The sequence below is a fragment of the Paenibacillus sp. FSL R5-0475 genome (assembly GCF_038004585.1).
Lineage (GTDB): Bacteria > Bacillota > Bacilli > Paenibacillales > Paenibacillaceae > Paenibacillus_AQ.
The window spans coordinates 357,225-379,298 of sequence record NZ_JBBORK010000001.1 but is presented as its reverse complement, the minus strand read 5'-3'; the positions used below and the strand labels follow the sequence as shown (position 1 = coordinate 379,298).

Sequence of the window (22,074 nt, the reverse complement as noted above, 5' to 3'; positions counted from 1 at the left end):
AAGATGGAGCATAAAAATAACCAGTCACCGACATCGATCGGTAACTGGTTATCTTTGAATTATCAATTGAATCCTAAGGAATCGTCAAATAATCTCGATATTCCGATAAGCGTGTGTTCGAACACATTTTCTGAAGTAAATATACCAATAGATGAATCAGCCAATCCCTTCTGGAGGGCGGGACTAAATAAATCGATGCTCTTGGCAATCTGTCCGCCAATAACGATGCGGTTTGGCTGATAGTCTATAACATAGGACTTTAGCATCCTAGCCAATCGTGTACCGAATTCTTCAAACACCTTGCAGCACAAGCTATTCCCGTTTCTTGCTTGTTCTGCGAGTTCCTTCACGTCCATTCCTTTTTCTAGAGCTCCCATCTGCTCAGCCAGGCGAAGAATTCCGCGACGTGAGAAGGCGTTATCTATGGTGCTCTCCAGGAAAGGTTTATCAAAAAGCCAACCGTCCTCGGGAACCCCTGGTCCTTCGTTCAGGATCAATACACGATCAATAAATGCGGAGCCTAACCCTGTCCCTAAAGTTAATGAAATATATCTTTCATTTGGAAATAATCTGCTTACGCCTAAGGCAAACAGCTTCGCATCATTCTCAAATCGAATATCTGCCTGCAGCAGGTGCTTCGCCCATTCCTTATGTTGTAAGGTATTGAACCGGGTATATAATACTTCTCGTATATTCTTACCATACAACGCCTCATATTTACTAAGCCCCTGAATATAACAGATACCTTGCTGGTAATCAAAGGGCCCGGGAAAGGCGAGACCGATGCGCCAAGTACAGTCTGAGGATTTCCCTAGTGTAACGGAATAGAACTGATATTGATCTTCTAATATAGAAATAAATTGGTCTATAATCACATCGGCATCTTGGTCAGCGAAGGAAGGATGTTGCTTGCAGCTAGCCTGTAGCAAATCTCCATCCACGACCAAACCAGACTTAATAAAGGTTCCTCCCACGTCTAAAGCGATCACGACTTTAGGCTTCAAAGGAGACTCACATCCCAGACCTTGGATACGCCAGCTTTCACTACTCGTGCGCCATAACCATTCTATTGTTCTATTGAATTAATAATTCTCCACGATAATTAATATGATGGTATTTTGATAACTGCAAGCTACTTACGAATCACCTTGAGAAAATCATAAAGATATATAACGGATTCTCCCTCCCGTCATATTGCCCCTCCCCTACCCATATACATAATATGAACTACATTGATCGACCCATCTATATGAAGCCAAACCCCATTTCGTGAGGGTTTATTCAGGTTGGATCTACAGAATTATAGGAAGGAGCACAGAATCATGCCAAGCGAAGAAATTAATGCGTTGGAGCGGGCGATTGCTGAAATTACGGAAATAGCTACTGGCTTCGGCTTGGATTTTTATCCCATGCGATATGAAATATGCCCTGCCGATATTATTTATACATTCGGTGCTTATGGAATGCCGACAAGATTTGGTCATTGGAGCTTCGGAAAAACATTTCACAAAATGAAATCCCAATACGATTTCGGGCTGAGTAAAATATACGAGCTCGTCATTAACTCCAACCCTTGTTATGCTTTCCTGCTCGACGGAAACTCGCTGATTCAGAACAAGCTGATCGTAGCTCACGTGCTGGCGCACTGCGATTTTTTCAAAAATAACATGCGTTTCTCCATGTCCAACCGGGATATGGTCGAGAGCATGTCGGCTACAGCGGATCGGATCGCCGGTTATTCAGTAACCTACGGTACCGATGCAGTGGAGCGCTTCATCGATTCCGTGCTGGCCATTCAAGAGCATATAGATCCCAGCCTGATTCAGCCGCGTAAGCTAGGTAAGACCCATCTGCTGGAAGCCAAAATGAAAGAACTCAAGGATGCCCCTCCGGGTGGCTCCAAACCAGCTAATCCGTACGACGAGTTATGGAATCTAGACAAGAGCAATTCTGGACCACAGGAAGCATCATCCGGAAATCGTGCGTTCCCACCTGAGCCGGAAAAAGATATTGTCTGGTTCATCCAGCAATATTCCACCGTCTTGGAGGATTGGCAGCGCGATATTATGACGATGCTTCATGATGAAATGCTCTACTTCTGGCCACAAATGGAGACGAAGATCATGAACGAAGGCTGGGCTTCGTACTGGCATCAGCGCATCGTCCGTGAACTGGATCTGACCGAAGAAGAAACCGTAGAATACGCTAAACTAAATTCCTCCGTCGTGCAGCCTTCACGGCAAAGCCTGAATCCATACTATCTTGGTCTAAAAATCTTCGAAGACATCGAACGCCGCTGGGACCGCGAGAAAATATTTGAGGTTCGCGAGTTGGAGTCTGATACTTCTTTTATCCGCAGCTATCTGTCCAAAGAACTGGTGAACGACCTCGATCTTTATGTTTTTGAGAAAAAAGGGCCGGAATGGAAAATCACCGACAAAGCATGGGAAAACGTACGGGATCAACTGGTACTCGCTCGAGTCAATGGAGGGTCACCTTACTTGGTCATAGAGGATGCCGACTTCGAGAAGAATGGCGAGTTATTTATCACCCACCGCTATGAAAGTATCGAGCTGGACCTGAAGTACCTGGAGCGCACACTCCCGCATATCTACTCATTATGGGGGCGCACCGTTCATCTGCAGACCGTCGTGGAGGACAAAAAGGCGCGGTTCTCGTATGATGGCAAAAAGGTGCAGCGGAAGTTTATTTAAAGAGAATAAGGCTCTATAACTTGAAAAACAAAGCGGCAGAACTGGACGCGTAGTACGTCCCTGGTCTGCCGCTCTTTATTTGGTCTATTGATTATTCGGATTCATTTAACATCTTTGAAAAATATTTCGGAGCCTCAGTAAATCCTTGTCGGGCATAAAATCTATGCGCATCAGATCTTCTGGAGTGGCAATGAACTTGAATTCGGTCACAGTTTCTTTTTCTAGCTAAATCAGTGCAATATTCCTCAAGCATCCGTCCAATTCCCTTGCTCCTAATGGCATTACTTACCACAAGATAACTTATAATTGCAGTATCCCCTGTGAGCCCTAATTGAGGTATGTAATGCATGGAAATGCAAGCGACTACTTTATGATCTTCCTCGAAAACTAATAATTCCTCATCCGGATGCAGGACTAGCTTTTCTATTTTTTCTTGCATGAATGCTTCTGTCTCTGGATAACCCAACTGCTCTAATAATTCGGATATGTCTTTCCAGTCCTCTACTTTTGCTTCTCTAATCATCTGTTTCACTCCCCGGGATTATCAAGTTACACGTCTATTTAATCTATTAGACTACGGGAGGGGATAAGCGTCAATCATGTCCTAATCAATTCATTTTAGCTACAATAAATGAGAAAGCCCGCAGCGTGTAACCCGCTGCGGACCTTCTTACGTCGACACCCCGTATCGACTGAATAATTAGAACATGGCAAATGCTGCAGAGGTGAAAGTAACGTAGGGAAGTTTGGAACTGTAGGAGCGTAGCGCTCGCCTTTGTCTTCGGATGTTATCCGCATAAGCGGTAAAAATCAAGAACATCTGGAGACAACAGCGACCGAAAGTCCAAACATTCCCGTAGTTACTGCATCACCGAGGAGCCTTTCCCTTTGCTTTATTATTTCGTTCAAATCATTCGGTCGATTTTTTCACAGGAACATAAATCTCCATCACCGTATCCGGACGCGAGTGGCAGCGTTCATCATAGAATTCGAAATCCAGTTTACTATCATCATAATCGTAGCCACTATCCTTAAACCATTCTTCGAAGATATACTTCCATGTGCTTTTTATAACCTGTGCAAACTGTATTTGCTCTGTATCCGTTGATGTATCCACTGGCGGCGTTGTGAACACAGCATATTCGGCTTCTGGCACATCCATCGTCAACATATCATCTTCCACCTTGGAGTAGTCCTCTACAATAACACCTAGAAGATAAGTCGCATTACCATTATCTGAGGAAGGAATACATAAGCCGACTTCTCCGTGTTTAGGCGGGTTTAGTATTTTATACATTTTGGACTCCAGATTCTCACCCTCATAATGACTCCAAAAAGATGCAATATCCTTGGTGTACATACTTCCAGCAACATTAGTTTGGATCCCATACCCAGCGACCTTAAATGCAGGCTTGCGAACAATAACAGGGTTCATTATAAAACCTCCGATTTCAATTAGTGTTTTTCCTTTAGTAAATCCGTCCATTCGTGCGGCATACTGTGTCGGGCTATAGCCAAAAGCCTTGCGAAAGGCCTTAGTGAATCCACTTTGTGTCTCAAAACCATAGTCCAGCGCAATATCAATGATTCTTCTACCGGCAAACAATTCAATGGACGCTAAAGATAATTTCCGGCTCCGCACATATTCCATCACGGACATTTCCTTGCATAAGCTGAACACTCGGCAAAAATGATACACCGAATATCCAACCTCAGCGGCTATTTCTTCCACTGTTATATTTTCTTTGATATGAGCTTCAATATATTCAACACATTTCTCTATATCTTTACTGTAATTCAAGTGCAGCACCAGCCTTCCCCCGTACGGTGATTTCATTATATCAACTGCAAGCGAGGAGGATTGTTCCTGTTTTGCTGAGCTGTATGATGTTGTATGATCTAACACTTTCTTTAGTTAGCTGTCATGAAAACCTGCAAATGTGCAGCTTTTTACATTGATATCGTCCTCATCTAGCTCAAAAGCTGCAAAAATACAGGAATTTTCCCTACTTGGGGTTTGAAAGTGACTTACACCGCAAAAAAACTGCAGATTTGCAGGAATTACTAATTTAAAGAGCTTTGCCATATATAATAATGTACATTTGCAGTTTTTTCCTGTAAGGGCGGCTCCCCCTGCTACTTTTCATGGTTCATGCATTACTTTTCGGATGCGCGACCAAAGCCTAATTCCACACAATCTCACGTATTGATACACGTAAAAAATATCTATCACATAAAAAAAGACCACCAAATGGTGGTCCGCAAATTTACTTGTATTCTTTTACCGATTAAGCAGACTGCCCACATACTTCAGCAGCTCATTAGCGCAAATTGGGCAATAGTGATGCCCATCAATAAGTCTAGCGCACACCTCATTGATCCGTTTAAGCTGACTTTCATCCGGCGTTTTGGACGAGGTGGTGATTTTGACGATATCTTTGAGATCTGTGAATAGCTTCTTCTCAATCGCTTCCCGTAGGCGGTCGTGGTTGTTGTACTCGAATTTCTTCCCTTTGCGTGAATACGCGGAAATCCGGATCAGGATCTCTTCCCGGAACGCTTTTTTCGCATTCTCAGAGATACCGATTTGCTCTTCAATCGAACGCATTAACCGCTCATCCGGCTCCATCTCCTCATCCGTCAGCGGATCGCGGATTTTGGACCAATTGCAGAAGGCTTCGATATTATCGAGATAATTCTCAAATAATGTCTTGGCGGACTCCTCAAAGGAGTAGACGAAGGCCTTTTGCACTTCGCTTTTAGCTAAAATGTCATATTCTTTGCGGGCAATGGAGATGAAGTTCAAATAACGCTCCCGCTCCTCTTTTGTAATCGATGGATGCTGATCCAGGCCGTCTTTAATTGCACGCAACACATCCAGTGCGTTCATGCACTGCAGATCACCTTTGATCAAAGCACTGGAAATCCGGTTGATAACATACCGCGGATCTATTCCAGACATGCCTTCATCCAAATACTCCGTTTGCATCTCCTTGAGATCTGCTTCTTTGTAGCCTTCGACCTCTTCACCATCATACATGCGAAGCTTTTTGATCAGATCCATGCCTTGTTTTTTACTTTCTTTCAGACGGGTCAGGATCGAGAAAATAGCAGCGGCACGCAGCGCATGCGGCGCAATATGCACATGGTTCATATCACTCTGGGCGATCAACTTCGCGTAGATTTTTTCCTCTTCCGATACTCTGAGGTTATACGGAACAGGCATCACAATCATACGGGACTGGAGCGCTTCATTCTTTTTATTAGAAATAAACGACTTATACTCAGTTTCATTGGTGTGAGCTATGATCATTTCATCCGCACTGATCAGCGCGAACCGGCCAGCCTTGAAATTTCCTTCTTGCGTCAGTGACAGCAGATTCCATAGAAACTTTTCGTCGCATTTGAGCATTTCTTGAAATTCCATCAGCCCACGGTTAGCTTTGTTCAGCTCTCCGTCAAAACGGTAAGCGCGTGGATCGGATTCCGAACCAAATTCAGTAATGGTCGAAAAGTCGATACTTCCTGTCAAATCGGCGATATCTTGCGACTTCGGATCGGATGGACTAAAAGTACCAATCCCTACCCGCTCTTCTTCTGACAAAATGACACGAGCCACTTTAACCTGCTCAATATCTCCCGCATAATCATTTCTCAGCCGCATCTGGCAGGATGGGCACAAGTTGCCCTCAATACGCACACCGAGTTCTTTTTCAATCTCTGGACGAAGCTCCAGGGGGATCAAATGTAGTGGATCCTCATGCATCGGGCAGCCCTCAACCGCATATACCGCACCCGCATCCGTCCGCGAGTATTGTTCCAAACCTCTTTTTAACAGCGTGACTAGGGTCGATTTCCCCCCACTGACAGGTCCCATCAATAACAGAATCCGTTTACGAACATCTAGCCGGCGTGCTGCAGAGTGAAAATACTCCTCCACTAACTTTTCGACTGCACGATCAAGTCCAAAAATCTCTTGTTCAAAAAACTTATAACGTTTGCGTCCGTTTATGTCCTCTACGCCATGCGACTTGATCATGTCATAAACGCGGGAGTGAGCGGTTTTTGCGGGAGAGGGGTCTTTTTTCAAAAGTTCTATATATTGCTTGAAGGTCCCGCTCCACGCCAAACGGTCGTTCTCAGCCCGATACGAAGCTATTCGCTCAAAAATATCCATTGCTCGCTGCCTCCTCTTGCGCTCCTACTTGCTCTCCTATAGCGTTAAAAAGTGTATTACATACCTATGCGGCAAGCGCGGAATAGTTGACCTCTTTTTTGCTGTGCTATAATAGAGAATCATAAAATCGCAGTAAAACCTTAATGAGAACCCGAAAAAAAGAGCTACGGGAGTGACACTATGGCGGTACGACATGAAACGGAGCTGTATGCTCCTTTGAAGGTTTTTTTTGAAAAGCAAGGATACAGCATCAAGGGTGAGGTTCGGACTTGTGATTTGGTGGGTATTCGTGAGGATTTAGAGCAGCCTCTAATCGTAGAGATGAAAAAATCGTTCAACCTCGCCTTGCTCCTGCAAGGCGTGGAACGGCTAAAGCTCAGTCCTACGGTCTATCTCGCAGTAGAACGTGTCCGTGATAAAAAAGGAGCGGTAAACCAGCGCTGGGGCGAGATTAGCGGACTGTGCCGCCGCCTTGGTCTCGGGCTGATCACCGTTGTTTTTTATAAGACCAAGGCCCCGCTGGTCGAGGTGCTCGTCGAGCCGGACGAGACGCCACCTGCGCAGCGCAGCAACAAGCGGCGGCGCGAGCGCCTGCTCTATGAGTTCCGCGAGCGCAGCGGAGACTACAACACCGGCGGCAGCACGCGCGTCAAGCTCGTGACGGCCTACCGTGAGAAAGCGCTACGTGTCGCGCTTTCTCTGCAGGCAGCGGAGGCGGAGGCCGCCGTCGCTGCCGAGAAGGCCGCTGCGAAGTCTTCGCTCGCAGCGGGCAAACGTGCAGCGGCGAGCACCGCTGCACAGGCTCCGGCGCTGAGCTCAGCGCCGGAGAGGCGTGCTGCCGGGGACACGGCAGCACGGGAGGCAGCGGCGGCTGGCACGCGAAGCGGTGCCCCTAGCGCTGCCTCAAGCGCCCGCTCGGCCGGGATCTCTCCGGCCGAGCTGCGGAAGCGTAGCGGCGTACCGAACGCCGCCGCTATGCTGCAGCACAACTACTACGGCTGGTTCCACCGTGTCAGCCGTGGGCGCTATACCCTGACCCCAGCCGGTCAGGCCGCGCTAGTAGAATACGCCGCTATAACTGGCGGCGTACCCCATGACAGCAATCATCACAGTAATTAGCTTGCCTATACTAAACAAAAAATTCTTTCAATTTCAAATTTTTGCTGGAGCCATTATCTTTTTCTCTGCTTTTGATCTTTCACTCGGACTTTAAACTTATTATTCTAATGCACACGTAACGATGTTCAGGTAACGCCAAAAAGCATCCCGTTGATGGGATGCTTTTTGTGTTCCAATCCGTTAAGCCATAGAAACAGAACTAACCTTCGAAGTATTAGTCTCAAGCTGATAAGTTGAATTAAGGGGAAATCATCCCTATAATTCCTCAATATACGCGCTAAAAACCGAGATATAGGGATTTCCTCCCTATAAATGCATAGATTGCTCCATAAAAAGGGCTTTTCCCGAAATTTTTAGGGAGAGATTCCCTATAATCTCCATTCCAGAATATAAATCAGCCAGTTATAGGGAGAAATCCCCTATAATGACCTCCCCCGCTCTCTACTCCTTGCCTAATGCACCACTCTGTCCTATATGACTTCCAGGGTGTGTCATACATTGATCTGCCAGTTCATCTGCCCACACCTCTACCTGCGCATATGACCGCTCATCAACCTGTTCGTTACTTTTATACGTCCGATCCATCAGATTCCTTAATCAGCACCCACCTAACTCCGAGCCGTGAACTCCTTAACCGCCTCGCTCATCAGATTCATGCCGAGTAGCAGCTCATCCCGGCCGGGATGGCTGAAGTTAAGACGAATGTGATTTCCGCTTCCATCTACGCTACATAACGGTCCTGGCAAAAATGCCACTCCCTTACCTAGCGCACATTTTAGCAGTGCCATAACATCCATTCCCTCCGGTGGAGATACCCATAGAAACATACCTCCTGACGGCAGGTCGTAGGAGCTTCCTTTCCAAGCTGGACGTTTTAGCAGTTCAACCATTAACTTCAGTCGGGTGTTATATTCTCGGTTCAGCTGCGCAATATGCTCACGAAGATCAAAAGCGGTCACATCCAATAAATGATGCAAGAGCCGCTGATTTAATGCGCTCGATTGCCAGTCTGCCATCTGCTTGGCAGCAGCCATCATCCCGATCACTTCCCGGCTACCTGCAGCCCAGCCCGTCCGCAGCGCGGGCGCAACGGTCTTGCTGAACGAACCGATATATAATACGTGTCCGCCATCACTTATATTTTCCAGCGCATACAAGGATGGATATCTTGTGGCCCAATGTTCACCATACTTCTGGAAATGTAAATCACCATAAGAATCATCTTCTACAATCAGGATGTTATACGCGATGCAAAGATCCAACACCTCACGCCGTCTCTCTAAGCTCCATAGGATGCCACTTGGATTCGTAAAGCTTGGTGTTGCGAACAACATCTTAGGCTTATGCAGTTCAATTTGCCTCCGCAAATGATCTGGATGAAGCCCGTCCAAGTCACCCTCTACGGGGATAATGATGGCACCCTGCATCCGAAGAGTTTGCAAGAATCCTGGAGATGTCGGATTTTCTACTAATACACGATCTCCCGGATCAATATACACCCGCGACAACAAATCAATTGCTTGCTGGCTCCCCGTTGTTAGCAGAACTCCACCCTCGGTAACAGTTACCCCTTTTTCTCTGAGCCAATCCCCGGCAAGCCACTCCCGAAGTGGACCATACCCTGCAGGATCACCATATTGAAGTGCTCCTGCATCTGCAGATATCACCGTAGAGGCTGCTTCGGCAAGCAGCGATAATGGGAACAGTTCTTCCGCTGGTAATTCTTCAGCAAGCGATATCATGGAGCTTCTCCGTGTTTGGGTGCGAATACTTAGAAGCGGTGACGATAGCAGTGTGTGCGCGCGAGCAGAAAATTGGTAAAGCATGCGAAATCCCCCTTCCCTAGTACCAAGTAGAAATGGCTAAGTTATCCTCTTTCGAGGACGATTATCCATTTAACGTGATATGCTTTCTTCTATTTCAAGAATATTCCGCCTTTCCCGTCATTATGTCGTATAGCTTGGGTTATGCGTAGATTTGCCTGTTTTGTCTTGAAAAGAGAGCAAATTTCTCAATGGCCTGCGCTCGCGTCGAAACATCAAGCTTCACATAAATTTTGCGCAAGTAATTGTCAATCGAACGACGACTTACTGCAATTTCAAGCGCTATTTTATCATAAGTAATCCCCTGAACGATTCGCTCCATAATAAACATCTCTGTCTGCGTCAATTGAAGAACATCATCCAGTCCTTTAGAAGTCGAAATCGGCCAGGATCCTTTTTCTATCCATTCTAGCGGCATTGAAAGAAAACCCACACGTAAACCCAGGATCAGCTGTAAAAGCTGATGAGGAGAAGCTCCTTTCGAGAATATCCCGCTGGCTCCCAGCTCTATGAGGGGCTGTAGCAGATCCCTGCCGTCCTCATCCGTCATCACGACAAAATGTGAGTTTGGTGAGCTTTTTTTCATATTTAACAGCACACTCTCAATATTACCTTCAGGCATATGATAATCTGCCAGCACTAGCTCGGGATTCTTTTCCCTTACGATGGAAGCGCCTTCGTCCCAAGTTGAATACATTCCTAGAACTTTTAGCTCTCCTCCCTCTTCCAAAATCAATTTTGTCCCCAGCATACTTGTAGGATGACACCCCACAATAACCACCTGCCAAACCTTCATCATTAATGCCCAGACCCCCTGCTTTATATAATCATCCAGAAAGGAAAGCGCCGCAGCGTTTCCGGTTTAAACGCAAGCAAGGAAGTATGATGACTTGTTCGTTTATTCTCTCGCTGGTTACCTTGAGTACGTCTATCAGAAATTCCAATCTATAGAAATTGTATCGCAGTAGTTTAATAGGATGCAATTACTTTTTCTAGTTTTCACACTCTCTTACATTTTTGCGAAACTAGTCAAAGTCTGATAGAATGGGGACTTGAAAAAAAGACCAACCCGAGGTGATCAAATGCAACCGCTAGCGGAAACGTCCCCGGTACACTCGCGCCGTGCTGCTGTGAGAAGCGGCCCTTCCGTAAAATGGTTTTTACTGTTCTGGATCGTGATGATTGGAATCGGTGTATATGCTGTATACAGCTACACAAACCATTTGAAGCAGCAAGTGCTGAGCGAACTTAGCAATCAGAGCCAGCAGCAGCTTACCGTTCTGAAGACCGACTATGAGTCGAAAATTGCCGTTCTCACTGAAGAAGTGAAGGAATTGCAGAATACAGTGCAAAGTTTTAACGAACTATTAACCTTCACTAAAGATAATGCAAGTGCCAAGACAGACAATAGTAATAAGCTATATACGCAATTGAGCGAAGTTAGCAAACAGTTAGAAGCTTTGAAGAAAGAAATGGATCTGATCAAATGATGACGCCAGTCAAGAGAGTGAACCGTTTCTTTATGCTTCTGACCGCACCTTTTTTAGGTTTACTGATATGTATGTGGTGGTATCGACCTCCGCTCGAGCTGGATCTTGATGTAGGACAATTCGCACCTATCTCAGGGCCTCTAAATGAAACTGCTGTCCTAAAAAAGGATTTAACCCTAGCCGAAGGCACTGCATCCTACACCATAGATGCAGTCAGCGCTAGCGCTAAGCTATATAAAGGAACCACTACTGCTATGAATAAGTTAGTCGAGACAGCGAAGACTCAAGCGAGCCGTCCTGAGCTTATCTATAACCGCCGGATATCTGCCAAGCTTGGAATACCTTCTGAGGTCCTTACTAGCGACCGGATTAGAATCGAGCTATATAAGCTGAATCCAGGTAACTATAAGGCCTATGCTTTGAAGATCAAATTGAAGGATCCAACTGCGATGCAAATGAGTCTTGCGAAGGAAGCTACTGGTGGCGCAGAAACCACTATGCACGCTGTACAAAGTCATGGCGCTATTGCAGGTATTAATGCTGGAGGTTTTGCGGATAAAGCCGGAAAACGCTATCCCTTAAGCACTACTGTGGTTGATGGAAAGTATCTCAATGGTTTCGAGCCGACATTCAAGGATCTCAGCTTCGTAGGTCTGAACAAGTCCGGACAGTTAATCGGCGGGAAATTTTACAGTCGCGCACAGTTAGATCAACTCGAACCCGTATTTGGTGCAACCTTTGTGCCTGTTCTACTTAAGAATAACGTCAAAGTACCCATCCCGGAAAAGTGGAAAACATCCCCCAATCGGGCGCCACGTACAGTAATCGGTAATTATAAGGATGATCAGCTTCTCATCTTTGTAGCGGATGGCTATAATGAGCTTGGCAGCTCTGGTGCTCGGCTAGAGGAAATTCAGAACAAGCTATATAACATGGGTGTCATGGATGCTTATAATCTGGATGGTGGAGGATCGTCATCACTCATCTTCAATGGAAGAGTAGTCAACAAGCCATCAGACGGAAATCTTAGAGCTGTACCAACCAATTTCCTGTTTTTTAAATGATTATAGTAAAATGTCTATGCAACATATCACATTTGCGTTTATTTTTATTGATTTGCAGGGTATAATCTTGATAACGAATACATTTGCTAATGGAGGTGCCAGTATGTCGTTCTCATTAACCTTTTGGATCGTAACTATCGTATTTGTGTTATTTATGGTCGGCATCCTTACCTCATCTTACAACGACGACAAAACAAAAGGTCTATAAGCAAGAAATGTCTCAGCAGCCACTTGGCTCTGAGGCATTTTTTATAAGCCTGAAACAAAAAAACTGCCACATAAGTAGAGAAATCTACGAATGGGACAGTTTCTTTTTTTAGAAAACTATTGGCTGTCAGAATTCTAAATGTGTAAATATGTACTTCCTAGGCGTGTCTTGGCAATTGCGTCATTTCTGAGAGGCATGCAGCGCAAATATAACGATCTTTATATTCACTCACACCTTCCATTGATCCGCAGAAAACACATTTTGGACGGTAACGCTCCAAGATGATATGGTCACCCTGTACCAAAATTTCAACCGGGTCGCCTTCATTCATCTGATACCTTTTACGCAGGGACTTAGGCAGAACAATTCTACCCAGCTGATCCACTTTGCGAACTACACCAGCAGGTTTCATATCTAACGTACACCTCTCCTGTTCAACTAATAATTTGTAGCTACTATATATTTCGGCTCATTCATTATATTTCGTTATTAAAATGTCGAATCCTGCTGAAAAAAAACAAAAAAAATGTCTTTTTTCTAAACAAGATTAGGAAAATCCAGCTGTCGAAGGGCTTCATATACAATAATAGCTGCAGAATTCGATAAATTCAGCGATCTCACGGCATCACTCATTGGCATGCGCATTTTTGTTTCTTTACCCGCTTCCAGAATTTCAGCAGAAAGCCCCTTCGTTTCTTTACCAAAGACAAAGAAGTCTCCATCTTGAAAATCAAAATCGCTATATCTCTTCTCCGCTTTAGTCGTTGCGTAAAAGAAACGTCCCTCACTGTACTTCTCAAGTACCTCAGCAAAAGAGTCGTGGTATTCAATGTTAACAGCGTGCCAGTAATCCAATCCTGCTCTTTTCAATGTAGCATCGTCTGTACGGAATCCGAGCGGGCGAACCAAGTGAAGATGAGTGCCTGTTGCTGCGCAGGTACGCGCAATGTTTCCAGTATTGGCCGGTATTTCCGGCTCAACTAATACGATATGGAGTGCCATTATATGGTTCCTTCCTCTCTAAAGGCTTAATAGCCAGATGTTTTACTCTAGTGCATAACCATAGCTTCTCCAAACAAACTGAAAACCTTCCACCCATAGGCGGAAGGTTTACGATAGAGTTCATTAACCTTGAGTTTGCCGGAAATGGTTCATGAAATCAGAAAGTGCTTTAACACTTTCGTAAGGAACTGCATTGTAAATGGAAGCGCGCAAGCCACCCACACTACGATGTCCCTTTAAGCCGACAAAACCTTCCAGTTCAGCAGCTTTAACAAACCGTTTTTCGAGTTCTTCCGATTGCATCCGGAAGGTAACGTTCATAATAGAGCGACTGCTCTTCTCAGCAACGCCACTGTAGAAGCCGTCACTTCCATCGATGTGATCATATAATAGACCCGCTTTTTCAAGGTTCTTGGAATGGATACCAGCAAGACCACCTTGCTCCTCAATCCATTTTAATACTTCGTTAACCATATATACAGAGAAAGATGGAGGTGTATTGTAAAGAGAGTTATTTTTGTAATGAGTGCTGTAACGCATGATAGTTGGAATGTTAGAAGGTGATTCTGCGAGCAATTCCTCTTTAGCAATAACTACAGTCACACCGGAAGGACCAAGGTTCTTTTGTGCTCCAGCATAGATCATTCCGAATTGGTTGACATCGATTGGCCGGCAAAGGATATCACTGGACATATCTGCGATGAGCGGAATCGAGCCAGCATCCGGATATTCTGCATATTGCGTTCCTTCAATGGTCTCATTGGAAGTAACGTGAAGGTAGGCAGCATTTTCCGCAGCTTTAATCGAACTCAATTCAGGTATAGCTAAGAATTTCTTGTCTTCGGAAGAAGCAGCAACATGAGCGCCCCCTACCAATTTAGCTTCTTTATAAGCCTTATCTGCCCAGCTACCTGTCATAACATAGCTACCTACTTGGCCTTCGGAAATCAGGTTCATAGGGATCATAGCAAACTGTGTGCTTGCTCCACCTTGTACGAACAATACCTTATAGCCCTTCGGATTGCCGAGGAGCGAAAGCAGACGTTCCTGCGCTTCATTATGCACGGATTCGTAGATTGCTCCACGGTGCGACATCTCCATGATAGACATTCCACTTTCTCGGAAATCAACAAACTCCGCTTGTGCGCGTTCCAGTACCGTAAGCGGCAATGCTGCCGGTCCGGCATTAAAATTGTATGCTCTCTTATTCAAAACTACTCCCCACCCTTTCTCTCCTATCAATATGGATATCGCTTATGATAGCAATAATCTCACACACCAGCAAGTATAATTATTCACATAAAAGCTTTGATTACTGCTTATCATGATGTGAAAAAATGATAAGTTCGGCTCCAGGACTTGCTTTCATGCGGTAAAAGACTAATGTTCACAAAAACTTCAGGTGAGACCACATGGCGTTCTCCCCATAGCGCCATTCGTGTTACTGGGAAATCTCCGCTCTCGCGTACTCCTGTTCCACTAGGCTTATGAACCAACTCCCAATTGAACTCAGCCTCTGGTCCTCCCCAGCCACTCAGCTTGCAGTAAAATGACCGATCCGGCTCTTCTGACCAAGTAAGGGTATTACCAGATACCTCTAGCAAATTATTCGTGTATTGAGATTCTGGTTCTACTACTTTGAGCCCATTCGAGAGGCGCAACTCAAAATCCGAACCTATATTCAAACCATCAATTCCTACGAAATTGTGGATGTACTCCTCGGTTTGGATTGGCTTATCCCCTTTGTTATGCAATTCATATGCAATTTTCAATTGGTCGTCCTTTATAGAGATCGTTTTGGTCAAAAGCATCGCGTATCCATTACTTTCCATCGGCTGGACAGTATATGTAATCGAATCATCCCTAACCTCCATATCAACAGCAAAGGGGGTTAGTGGATATTTATTATGAAAGCTATAGCTCTGCGAATCCAGCTTTTGTAACAATCCGATTCCGGGCTTTGGAAACCAGCCTCCGATCGGCGCTTCATCATACCCAATTGCCCGGGAAATGCCAAACTCGTTGCATATTCCACTTCCGCCAGTACCCTCGCCTTCCTTCAAGCTCTCTGGCACACAAAACGTATGGTTACCCTTTTCTAACGTAACCTGTGTGATAAACCCCGTCCAGTCAAAACGAGTCCCTTTATAATCTTCTCCAATATCAGCGATATCCACAGATAATACGCCATTTGACAGCCTGTAACCCATCCTTCACAAACTCCTTTCAATCATTCAACAAATAAGTAAATTAGCCCCATTATATCATTTATGAAGAACCTTAGTTTTTATAATTTTCAAAAAAACGTCTGCAGCCGCTATTCAAAACGGTGTGCAGACGTTTATAAAAATTCTAGTTAATATTACGCCAGAGTCACTTCAATCACGTGAAGCTTCTCTGTCTGCAGAGCAAGTAGCTCCTCACGTGGAATAATCGCACTTCCTGAGCCGCGCTGCAGCGTCACCTCGCTGCCATTCAACGTAACGGAGTGTATTTGGTACTCTCCGTAGTTAAAGCTTCCAGTGGCTTTATAGACCACTTCAAACTCACGATCTGCAAAGATCGTCTTAATTGATGCTTTACCCTCGGAATCAAATTGTTCTTTTACTAATTTAGGTTCTAGCAATAGATCTCCCAGCTTGCCCTTCACACCAAATACTTCAGTGACCATGGTTAGCAAGAGCCAGCTTGCGGAGCCTGTTAGATACGTGTACATCCCTCTGCCTTGCTCGTTAATATATTCAGGAATACCTGGGTAGATGCGAGCTTTTTTGAAATCCGTACTCAAGCTGTAAAGAGATTCAAGGACCTTATGACCTTCTTTTACATAACCACGTTTGTACAATGCATTTCCATACATGATGGTCATGTGACTGAACATGGCCCCATTTTCTTTATGGCCAAAAGCAAAGCCAAAAGCACGACCCAGATTTTGCTGAATCCCACCGAAACGGGAGTTAAGCCTGTATCCTATCTTGTCATCAAACAGATTACGATCTACAGCTGCTATAATGTGTGGAATTTGCTCCGGAGCCGCTGCATGACCCATAAGCGGGAACACTTGACCCGTAAGCGTCATACGAACGCCTTCAGAAAATTCACCCTCTACCTGTTCACCATCGTTATTATAATAACCATTAAACCAGCCATCGCCATTCTCACTCTGTACCCACTCGTTGCTACGCAAATGGTTAAATAACCATTCCGCTTTTTGCTCCAGATCATCAGCTACTTTATCAATATCGAGAGATACACGAACTCCACTCACCTTATTTGGTGCGGCAGCATAATATCGATCCAATCTCTCATGCTTACCTGATACAGAACCATAATCCACAGACTCGTTAAGGGTATCCAGCAGTAGGTGCATTTCTTCGGCTAATTCAACAGTTTCCTGACCTTTAGAAGTCTTAAGGTTACGCAGCACCCGGGAAATATCCAATAGATTGCTAGCATAGAAAGATGTAAATGCTACACTCTCTCCGCGATCCGCCCCCATATCGAGGCCATCATTCCAGTCCGCGCCTTCGAGCAGGATATTATTATGTTCTCCTACATTAAAGAACGGAACTAGATTTTGCAGCAAAATATGTTCCAGAATTGTACCTTTGTAGATTTCCCCAGAAACTGTTCTAAGATCACTGCCTACAGAGGTATTCCATGAAGAATCACGTTCCTTACAACGACTCATAAACGTATCCCGGAAATAAGTCTGTTCTTGCAACAAGAAATCAAGATCACCACTCTGATCCAGATAGAGCATCGTTGTTAAAAATGGCCATGCCCCATGATCCATCCATACACGAGGGATATTGTTACGGTCAGCGATAAATTCACCTGGCTGTTGACCGATAATGGTTGCGTTACTGCCATCAATTCTCACACCAGCGTAATTGTTGAAGAGTAGGCTACGAACTTCGGCAGGCTCCATAATGAGCAGTGCCAGACAGTCTTGCCAAAGATCTCGCCAGCCACGTCCACCTCTTCCATAATCATGATACGGTAAGAAGGAGTTACCATACAGTCTTCTAAGGACCGGTTGGATGGTTACCCATTTCATCCATTGATCTGCATCCGAGTCGCCGGTATGAAATTCAACCATATTCACTTTGTCTGCCCAGAACGCTTTAGTATCCTCTAGCAGATGATCAAAAGCTTCAGATGTACCATATTTACTCATCAACGCTTCAACGTTAATTCTATCACTATCAATTGCCATAACTACGACATAAGAATGGCTTGCACCAGAAGACAAGGTAATTGAAGCAAAACGAAGACCACCAACGGCTTCATAACCCTCTCTATCCACGCCTCCACCTTTACCAATCTCTGGCGTAGCATTCAGAATAACAGCTTCTGGCCAGTCAAGACTTCCACCTTCACCGATAAATTCTTCTTGAATCGGGAAGAAACCATCAGGCTGTCTACCATCACCTTCTGCACCAAATACACCGTAAGAAGTGTGATTAATGCGATGACCACGCTCATCGAAAGATAGTGCAGGTTGAACCTCAACACCATATGTTGAAGTGTAAATCCGGTTCAGCAGGGAGGTTACATGTCTGTGATCGCGCAGATCATCTGCGGAACGGGCATACAAGGGAACTACAGCCGTTGGTGTAAGAGTAAGCTCCTCTGTTCCCGTATTCGTCAACGTAACTTTCATAAGTTCTACCTTGTCGTTACCGCTAGGTACGAAGCTGGTAATCTCAGCTTTGACACCCATCTCAGAGTTGCTGCGAGTCACACGATGCCATAGGAATCCAGCCTCAAGTACTGCATCATCAGCAGATGGGGTGTAGAACGCTGCATTTTGCTTAGCAGAGTTTCCAGCTGCAGACCAAGCACCCTTGCCTTCGACGTAAACCCAGAAATTACGTGAGGCGCGTGAATTATGCAAATCTTCAACAGATAATGGCGGTGTTAAAAATGTATTATGACCTGTCGTCGCCTGACCATGAAGCTTCGGGGTTACAGTCGACATCATCCCCCCCTCATTTACTAGAGGGAAGTATAAGAAACTACTATGATCCGGTTGCTGAAGCTTGAACTCCCCATCCTTTCCGGTGAATTCAAAGCCTTGAATTTTTTTGCGGTCCATTGTCCCCATCCTCTCATTTACACATCTACTTAAGCTTTAACCGCACCTGCCAATGCACCGTCAACAATATACTTTTGAATGAAGGTGTACAGGACGATAAGTGGTGCAGATACGATCATGATACCGCACGCCAACATAGGCCAGTTGTTTCCGTATTGACCGCGGAATTCTTTAAGCCCGAAGGTAATTGGATAATGTTCCGGACTTGGCAAATACATGATTGGACCTACAAAGTCATTCCAAATGGTAATCGCCGTCAGGATAACACCTGTTGCGATAACAGGTTTCATCAGTGGCATAATGATCTGGAATAAATACCGCATATACCCAGCACCATCCATACCTGCAGCTTCGTCCATCTCACGGCTGATCCCTTTAATATAACCTACGAACATCATGAAGACGATCCCTGTTCCTCCTGTTTTCAGGAGAATATAACCCAGCTTCGTATCATAGCCCACGAATCCAAGCTCTTGTTTCAAGGTAAGCATCAATTTGAACTGTGCAACCATAGGGTTAGGCAAGAACTGTGACATCAAGAAGAACAAATAAATAAACCCGCTCCACTTCACATAATTTCTCGCCACCGGGAAAGCTCCGAATAACGACACGATTAGTGTTAGCACTGTTGCTACAACTGTGTACAGCAAACTGTTAATGAAATAATTAGAGAAATTACCTTTTAACCAAGCTTCCTTGTAATTATCCCATTGAATACTTTTCACAAGTCCGATCGGGTCTAGCAAATAGTCCGAAAAAGACTTGAATGAAATGTTTATTACAAACAATAGTGGCATGATATACAAAACAAGCAATACTGCAATCAGAATATAGGAGAGAGTTTTGGCGGTTTTGGAATCTTTCATTAATACTCCACCTCTCTCTTACGCATTTGTTTAACTGCAAATACAACGAAGACCAGAATCATAAGGAACTGCACCACAGAAAGCGCGGATGGAAGTCCCATCTGTAGAGAACCACGGAACGTCTCTTTATACACGTCATAAGCCATCGTTCTTGTGTTAAAGCGACCGTCCGTAGTTGCGAGAATAATATCAAAGGTCGACATCGCACCGATAATGGACAAAATAATATTAATGGTGAACGATGGAGCAATAAGTGGAAACGTAATGTTCTTAAAAGATTGCCACTTCGTGGTTCCATCAATATATCCAGCTTCATACAGATCTTTCGGAACGGATTGAAGACCTGCAAGGAAAATCAGCATGGAGTAACCCATGTACATCCAAATTTGCGTGAATATAATATAACCAAACGCATGGGTGAAGCTTCCAAAGAACATATCTTTATAACCGAACAATGAATCATACAGTTGATTTACGGGACCACTTAGCGGATCGAACATCAAGCCCCATACCAGTGCAACTACCGATACACCGAGCACAACCGGCAAAAAGAAAACTGCGCGATAAAAATAATCGCCTTTCAGCTTCTGATTAATCACTACGGCCATAAGGAGACCGACACCGTTTTGTACGATTGTAACAATGACCATGAAATAAACGGTTCGTATAATGGAATCCCATCGTTCGCCTGAATTTCCGGAGTTAAAAACACTGTAATAATTGTCAAGGCCTACGAAATTCAATTTGCTTCCTGGAACGTTAGTAATATCTGTAAATGAATAAATGACCGTCATCATAGAGGGTCCAAAATAAAAAATAACGTACAAGGATAATGGAATCATAAGCAGCAGAAGCGGTAAATATCTTTTTATACCTTTTCCGAACGGATACATTTCTCTCACCTACCCAATCCTAATTCAATAAAATGATCGGGGTCTGTACGAACAGACCCCGATGTTGTAGTACATGATGGTGCACAGTATGTTGTAAATGTCTGTTTATTAGGATAACAGCTTATTTAGGAGCTGCCGCTTCCCATTCTTTTTGCTGTACATCTGCAAGTTCTTTAGCGGATTTGAATTCGCCGCCTGGTGCCAGGTATTCAGTGTGAACGCCTTCAGCAGCAATGTGCTCGCCTACATTGTCGCGGTTAATCATTATGATTTCATAAGCAAGTTCAAAGTCTTCTGCCATGTATTGGGCAAGTTCGTTGTCAATGAAGTCACTGCCAGTTGCGATGTTATCTTGTGTTGGTACGAATCCGGCAGCCTTAACATATTCCGTGTAATTTTCTGGTTCAGAGAAGAATTCTAACCATTTCAATGCGCCTTCTTTGTTCGGACCTTTTTCTGCTGCATACCAAGTTACATCGTATTTGCCGACAAGAGAAGCGTTCTTAGCAGCATCTTCAGTAGCTGGGATTGGGAAGTATCCGAATTTCACATCAGGATTTGCCGCAGCGATTGTAGGTGCATCCCAAGTTCCGTCAGCAATCATAGCTGCTTTACCTGTTGCGAAGTACGAAGGTGCTGTTGCATAGTCAATACCCAAGAAACCATCGATGATGTAGTTATCTTGAAGGGTCTTCATTTTATCCAATACTTCTACAGCCTCAGCATCGTTGAACGCCGAAGTGCCTTTCCAAACGCCTTCAATCCATTTTTGTTGGTCGCCGCCACCTAGAATCTTAGCTTGCAAACCGAACACCGGCAGTTTCAAAGGCCATACGTCTTTACCAGCCACTACGATTGGTACAATGCTCTTGGATTTCAAAGTATCTAGAACACTGATGAACTCTGTCCATGTTGTTGGAACAGTCAAACCGTTTTGTTCAAAAATTTCTTTATTATAGAAGAAACCTGACATTGCTACTTTACCGGTTGGGATCGCATACACTTTATCGTTGTAAGTACCCGCTTTGGCAATATCATTCGCATTGTAGTTTTTAACGAAAGCTTCGTTGCTCAGATCAGCAATCAAACCGGAATCAATCCATTGTTGCCAGTCTGGCACTTTCGCACCTGGTGTCCAATCTTTAGGAGACAATCTCATACCGGACAAATCGGCAAGGACGTCTACGTCACCAGCTGTAATTCTTGCTCTTTGTGCTTGTTTAAATTCATCGTCCGGACCTGTCGTCGTGTACTCAATCTTGTATTCTGGATATTTCTCTTCAAACTTCTTATTAATGTCTGTAATGACCTTGTTAATGTTTTCTTGTTTCCAGTGCAAGATTTTAATAACCTTTTTCTCACCATTTGCGGGCTTGCTTGTTCCGTTGCCCGAAGTAGCCTCACCATTTGTGTTGTTGCCGCTTCCACATGCTGCTAATGAGAGCACTAGCGCTGAGCTCAACAATACCGCAGAAAGCTTCTTTACCATTTTTGTTACCCCCCAGATGATTTGTATGACCTCTTAACGAAACACCATCTTGATTCCTGAAATTACGAAACTTTAGCGATTATAATACAGAAAGCGGTTTCGTTGTTTTTATTATTACATCGTTATTT

Annotated in this window: 18 protein-coding genes; 4 read left to right on the top strand and 14 right to left on the bottom strand. The window is 44.5% G+C overall.

Annotated elements, in window-relative coordinates; translation table 11 throughout:
* Positions 1-62: 62 nt before the first annotated feature.
* A complete protein-coding gene (locus tag MKX41_RS01505) occupies positions 63-1,004 on the bottom strand; it encodes an ROK family protein (RefSeq protein WP_340968323.1) in 942 nt (313 codons plus the stop codon).
* 318 nt (positions 1,005-1,322) lie between these two features.
* On the opposite strand from MKX41_RS01505, the gene MKX41_RS01500 reads away from it, so the two are divergent.
* Positions 1,323-2,714, top strand: a complete 1,392-nt coding sequence (locus tag MKX41_RS01500) for a SpoVR family protein (protein WP_340968322.1) — start codon at positions 1,323-1,325, stop codon at positions 2,712-2,714.
* A gap of 91 nt (positions 2,715-2,805) precedes the next feature.
* Here the strand turns inward: MKX41_RS01500 and MKX41_RS01495 are convergent, their stop codons facing one another.
* The 3 genes from MKX41_RS01495 to MKX41_RS01485 form a co-directional block, all read right to left on the bottom strand.
* Positions 2,806-3,237: a GNAT family N-acetyltransferase gene (locus tag MKX41_RS01495; protein ID WP_340968321.1), complete on the bottom strand. Its 432-nt coding sequence runs from the start codon at positions 3,235-3,237 to the stop codon at positions 2,806-2,808.
* A gap of 387 nt (positions 3,238-3,624) precedes the next feature.
* Complete coding sequence (locus tag MKX41_RS01490) at positions 3,625-4,551, bottom strand: AraC family transcriptional regulator (protein WP_231573406.1); 927 nt, start codon at positions 4,549-4,551, stop codon at positions 3,625-3,627.
* A 444-nt stretch (positions 4,552-4,995) separates the two neighbouring features.
* The gene (locus tag MKX41_RS01485; RefSeq protein WP_042186251.1) at positions 4,996-6,891 is read right to left on the bottom strand and encodes a PrkA family serine protein kinase; all 1,896 of its coding nucleotides are present in this window, start codon (positions 6,889-6,891) and stop codon (positions 4,996-4,998) included.
* Between the two features lie 180 nt (positions 6,892-7,071).
* Here MKX41_RS01485 and MKX41_RS01480 point away from each other — a divergent pair, with 180 nt between their 5' ends.
* Positions 7,072-8,010: a DUF2161 family putative PD-(D/E)XK-type phosphodiesterase gene (locus MKX41_RS01480; RefSeq protein ID WP_340968318.1), complete on the top strand. Its 939-nt coding sequence runs from the start codon at positions 7,072-7,074 to the stop codon at positions 8,008-8,010.
* A gap of 608 nt (positions 8,011-8,618) precedes the next feature.
* Here the strand turns inward: MKX41_RS01480 and MKX41_RS01475 are convergent.
* Both MKX41_RS01475 and MKX41_RS01470 read right to left on the bottom strand, forming a co-directional pair.
* The gene (locus MKX41_RS01475) at positions 8,619-9,836 is read right to left on the bottom strand and encodes an aminotransferase-like domain-containing protein (RefSeq protein ID WP_042186247.1); all 1,218 of its coding nucleotides are present in this window, start codon (positions 9,834-9,836) and stop codon (positions 8,619-8,621) included.
* Between the two features lie 139 nt (positions 9,837-9,975).
* A complete protein-coding gene (locus tag MKX41_RS01470; protein ID WP_042186245.1) occupies positions 9,976-10,632 on the bottom strand; it encodes a DNA-binding response regulator in 657 nt (218 codons plus the stop codon).
* Positions 10,633-10,915: 283 nt separating this feature from the next.
* Between MKX41_RS01470 and MKX41_RS01465 the strand changes: the two genes are divergently transcribed.
* Both MKX41_RS01465 and MKX41_RS01460 read left to right on the top strand, forming a co-directional pair.
* Positions 10,916-11,323 carry a hypothetical protein gene (locus tag MKX41_RS01465; RefSeq protein WP_042186244.1) on the top strand — a complete coding sequence of 136 codons (408 nt, stop codon included), beginning with the start codon at positions 10,916-10,918 and terminating at the stop codon, positions 11,321-11,323.
* Entirely contained in the window at positions 11,320-12,387 is a 1,068-nt protein-coding gene (locus MKX41_RS01460; RefSeq protein WP_143759516.1) for a phosphodiester glycosidase family protein, read from the top strand. Before MKX41_RS01465 ends, MKX41_RS01460 begins: the two co-directional genes overlap by 4 nt.
* Positions 12,388-12,752: 365 nt before the next feature.
* Here MKX41_RS01460 and MKX41_RS01455 read toward each other — a convergent pair whose 3' ends face one another.
* The 8 genes from MKX41_RS01455 to MKX41_RS01420 form a co-directional block, all read right to left on the bottom strand.
* Positions 12,753-13,007 (bottom strand): AbrB/MazE/SpoVT family DNA-binding domain-containing protein, encoded by a 255-nt coding sequence (locus tag MKX41_RS01455; protein WP_039871533.1) that lies wholly within the window; start codon positions 13,005-13,007, stop codon positions 12,753-12,755.
* Positions 13,008-13,132: 125 nt separating this feature from the next.
* Positions 13,133-13,597 carry a tRNA (uridine(34)/cytosine(34)/5-carboxymethylaminomethyluridine(34)-2'-O)-methyltransferase TrmL gene (trmL, locus tag MKX41_RS01450; protein WP_042125678.1) on the bottom strand — a complete coding sequence of 155 codons (465 nt, stop codon included), beginning with the start codon at positions 13,595-13,597 and terminating at the stop codon, positions 13,133-13,135.
* A 123-nt stretch (positions 13,598-13,720) separates the two neighbouring features.
* Positions 13,721-14,809: a 3-phosphoserine/phosphohydroxythreonine transaminase gene (gene serC, locus MKX41_RS01445; RefSeq protein ID WP_042186243.1), complete on the bottom strand. Its 1,089-nt coding sequence runs from the start codon at positions 14,807-14,809 to the stop codon at positions 13,721-13,723.
* 110 nt (positions 14,810-14,919) lie between these two features.
* Positions 14,920-15,807 carry a hypothetical protein gene (locus MKX41_RS01440; RefSeq protein WP_340968311.1) on the bottom strand — a complete coding sequence of 296 codons (888 nt, stop codon included), beginning with the start codon at positions 15,805-15,807 and terminating at the stop codon, positions 14,920-14,922.
* Positions 15,808-15,959: 152 nt separating this feature from the next.
* Positions 15,960-18,698 carry a GH36-type glycosyl hydrolase domain-containing protein gene (locus MKX41_RS01435; RefSeq protein ID WP_340968309.1) on the bottom strand — a complete coding sequence of 913 codons (2,739 nt, stop codon included), beginning with the start codon at positions 18,696-18,698 and terminating at the stop codon, positions 15,960-15,962.
* Positions 18,699-18,727: 29 nt separating this feature from the next.
* Complete coding sequence (locus MKX41_RS01430) at positions 18,728-19,564, bottom strand: carbohydrate ABC transporter permease (RefSeq protein WP_042186238.1); 837 nt, start codon at positions 19,562-19,564, stop codon at positions 18,728-18,730.
* Positions 19,564-20,457: a carbohydrate ABC transporter permease gene (locus tag MKX41_RS01425; RefSeq protein ID WP_042186236.1), complete on the bottom strand. Its 894-nt coding sequence runs from the start codon at positions 20,455-20,457 to the stop codon at positions 19,564-19,566. The genes MKX41_RS01430 and MKX41_RS01425 overlap by 1 nt, the downstream gene beginning before the upstream one ends.
* A gap of 121 nt (positions 20,458-20,578) precedes the next feature.
* Complete coding sequence (locus MKX41_RS01420) at positions 20,579-21,946, bottom strand: ABC transporter substrate-binding protein (protein ID WP_339269829.1); 1,368 nt, start codon at positions 21,944-21,946, stop codon at positions 20,579-20,581.
* Positions 21,947-22,074: the final 128 nt, after the last annotated feature.

Bases quoted from the DNA above. Each gene is read 5' to 3' on its own strand.
- MKX41_RS01485 (WP_042186251.1), bottom strand. From the start codon at position 6,891: ATGGATATTTTTGAGCGAATAGCTTCGTATCGGGCTGAGAACGACCGT.
- trmL (WP_042125678.1), bottom strand. From the start codon at position 13,597: ATGGCACTCCATATCGTATTAGTTGAGCCGGAAATACCGGCCAATACT.
- MKX41_RS01430 (WP_042186238.1), bottom strand. From the start codon at position 19,564: ATGAAAGATTCCAAAACCGCCAAAACTCTCTCCTATATTCTGATTGCA.
- MKX41_RS01480 (WP_340968318.1), top strand. From the start codon at position 7,072: ATGGCGGTACGACATGAAACGGAGCTGTATGCTCCTTTGAAGGTTTTT.
- MKX41_RS01465 (WP_042186244.1), top strand. From the start codon at position 10,916: ATGCAACCGCTAGCGGAAACGTCCCCGGTACACTCGCGCCGTGCTGCT.
- MKX41_RS01455 (WP_039871533.1), bottom strand. From the start codon at position 13,007: ATGAAACCTGCTGGTGTAGTTCGCAAAGTGGATCAGCTGGGTAGAATT.
- MKX41_RS01495 (WP_340968321.1), bottom strand. From the start codon at position 3,237: ATGATTAGAGAAGCAAAAGTAGAGGACTGGAAAGACATATCCGAATTA.
- MKX41_RS01475 (WP_042186247.1), bottom strand. From the start codon at position 9,836: ATGCTTTACCAATTTTCTGCTCGCGCGCACACACTGCTATCGTCACCG.
- MKX41_RS01440 (WP_340968311.1), bottom strand. From the start codon at position 15,807: ATGGGTTACAGGCTGTCAAATGGCGTATTATCTGTGGATATCGCTGAT.
- MKX41_RS01470 (WP_042186245.1), bottom strand. From the start codon at position 10,632: ATGATGAAGGTTTGGCAGGTGGTTATTGTGGGGTGTCATCCTACAAGT.
- MKX41_RS01425 (WP_042186236.1), bottom strand. From the start codon at position 20,457: ATGTATCCGTTCGGAAAAGGTATAAAAAGATATTTACCGCTTCTGCTG.
- MKX41_RS01420 (WP_339269829.1), bottom strand. From the start codon at position 21,946: ATGGTAAAGAAGCTTTCTGCGGTATTGTTGAGCTCAGCGCTAGTGCTC.
- MKX41_RS01490 (WP_231573406.1), bottom strand. From the start codon at position 4,551: ATGAAATCACCGTACGGGGGAAGGCTGGTGCTGCACTTGAATTACAGT.
- MKX41_RS01460 (WP_143759516.1), top strand. From the start codon at position 11,320: ATGATGACGCCAGTCAAGAGAGTGAACCGTTTCTTTATGCTTCTGACC.
- MKX41_RS01435 (WP_340968309.1), bottom strand. From the start codon at position 18,698: ATGGACCGCAAAAAAATTCAAGGCTTTGAATTCACCGGAAAGGATGGG.
- MKX41_RS01500 (WP_340968322.1), top strand. From the start codon at position 1,323: ATGCCAAGCGAAGAAATTAATGCGTTGGAGCGGGCGATTGCTGAAATT.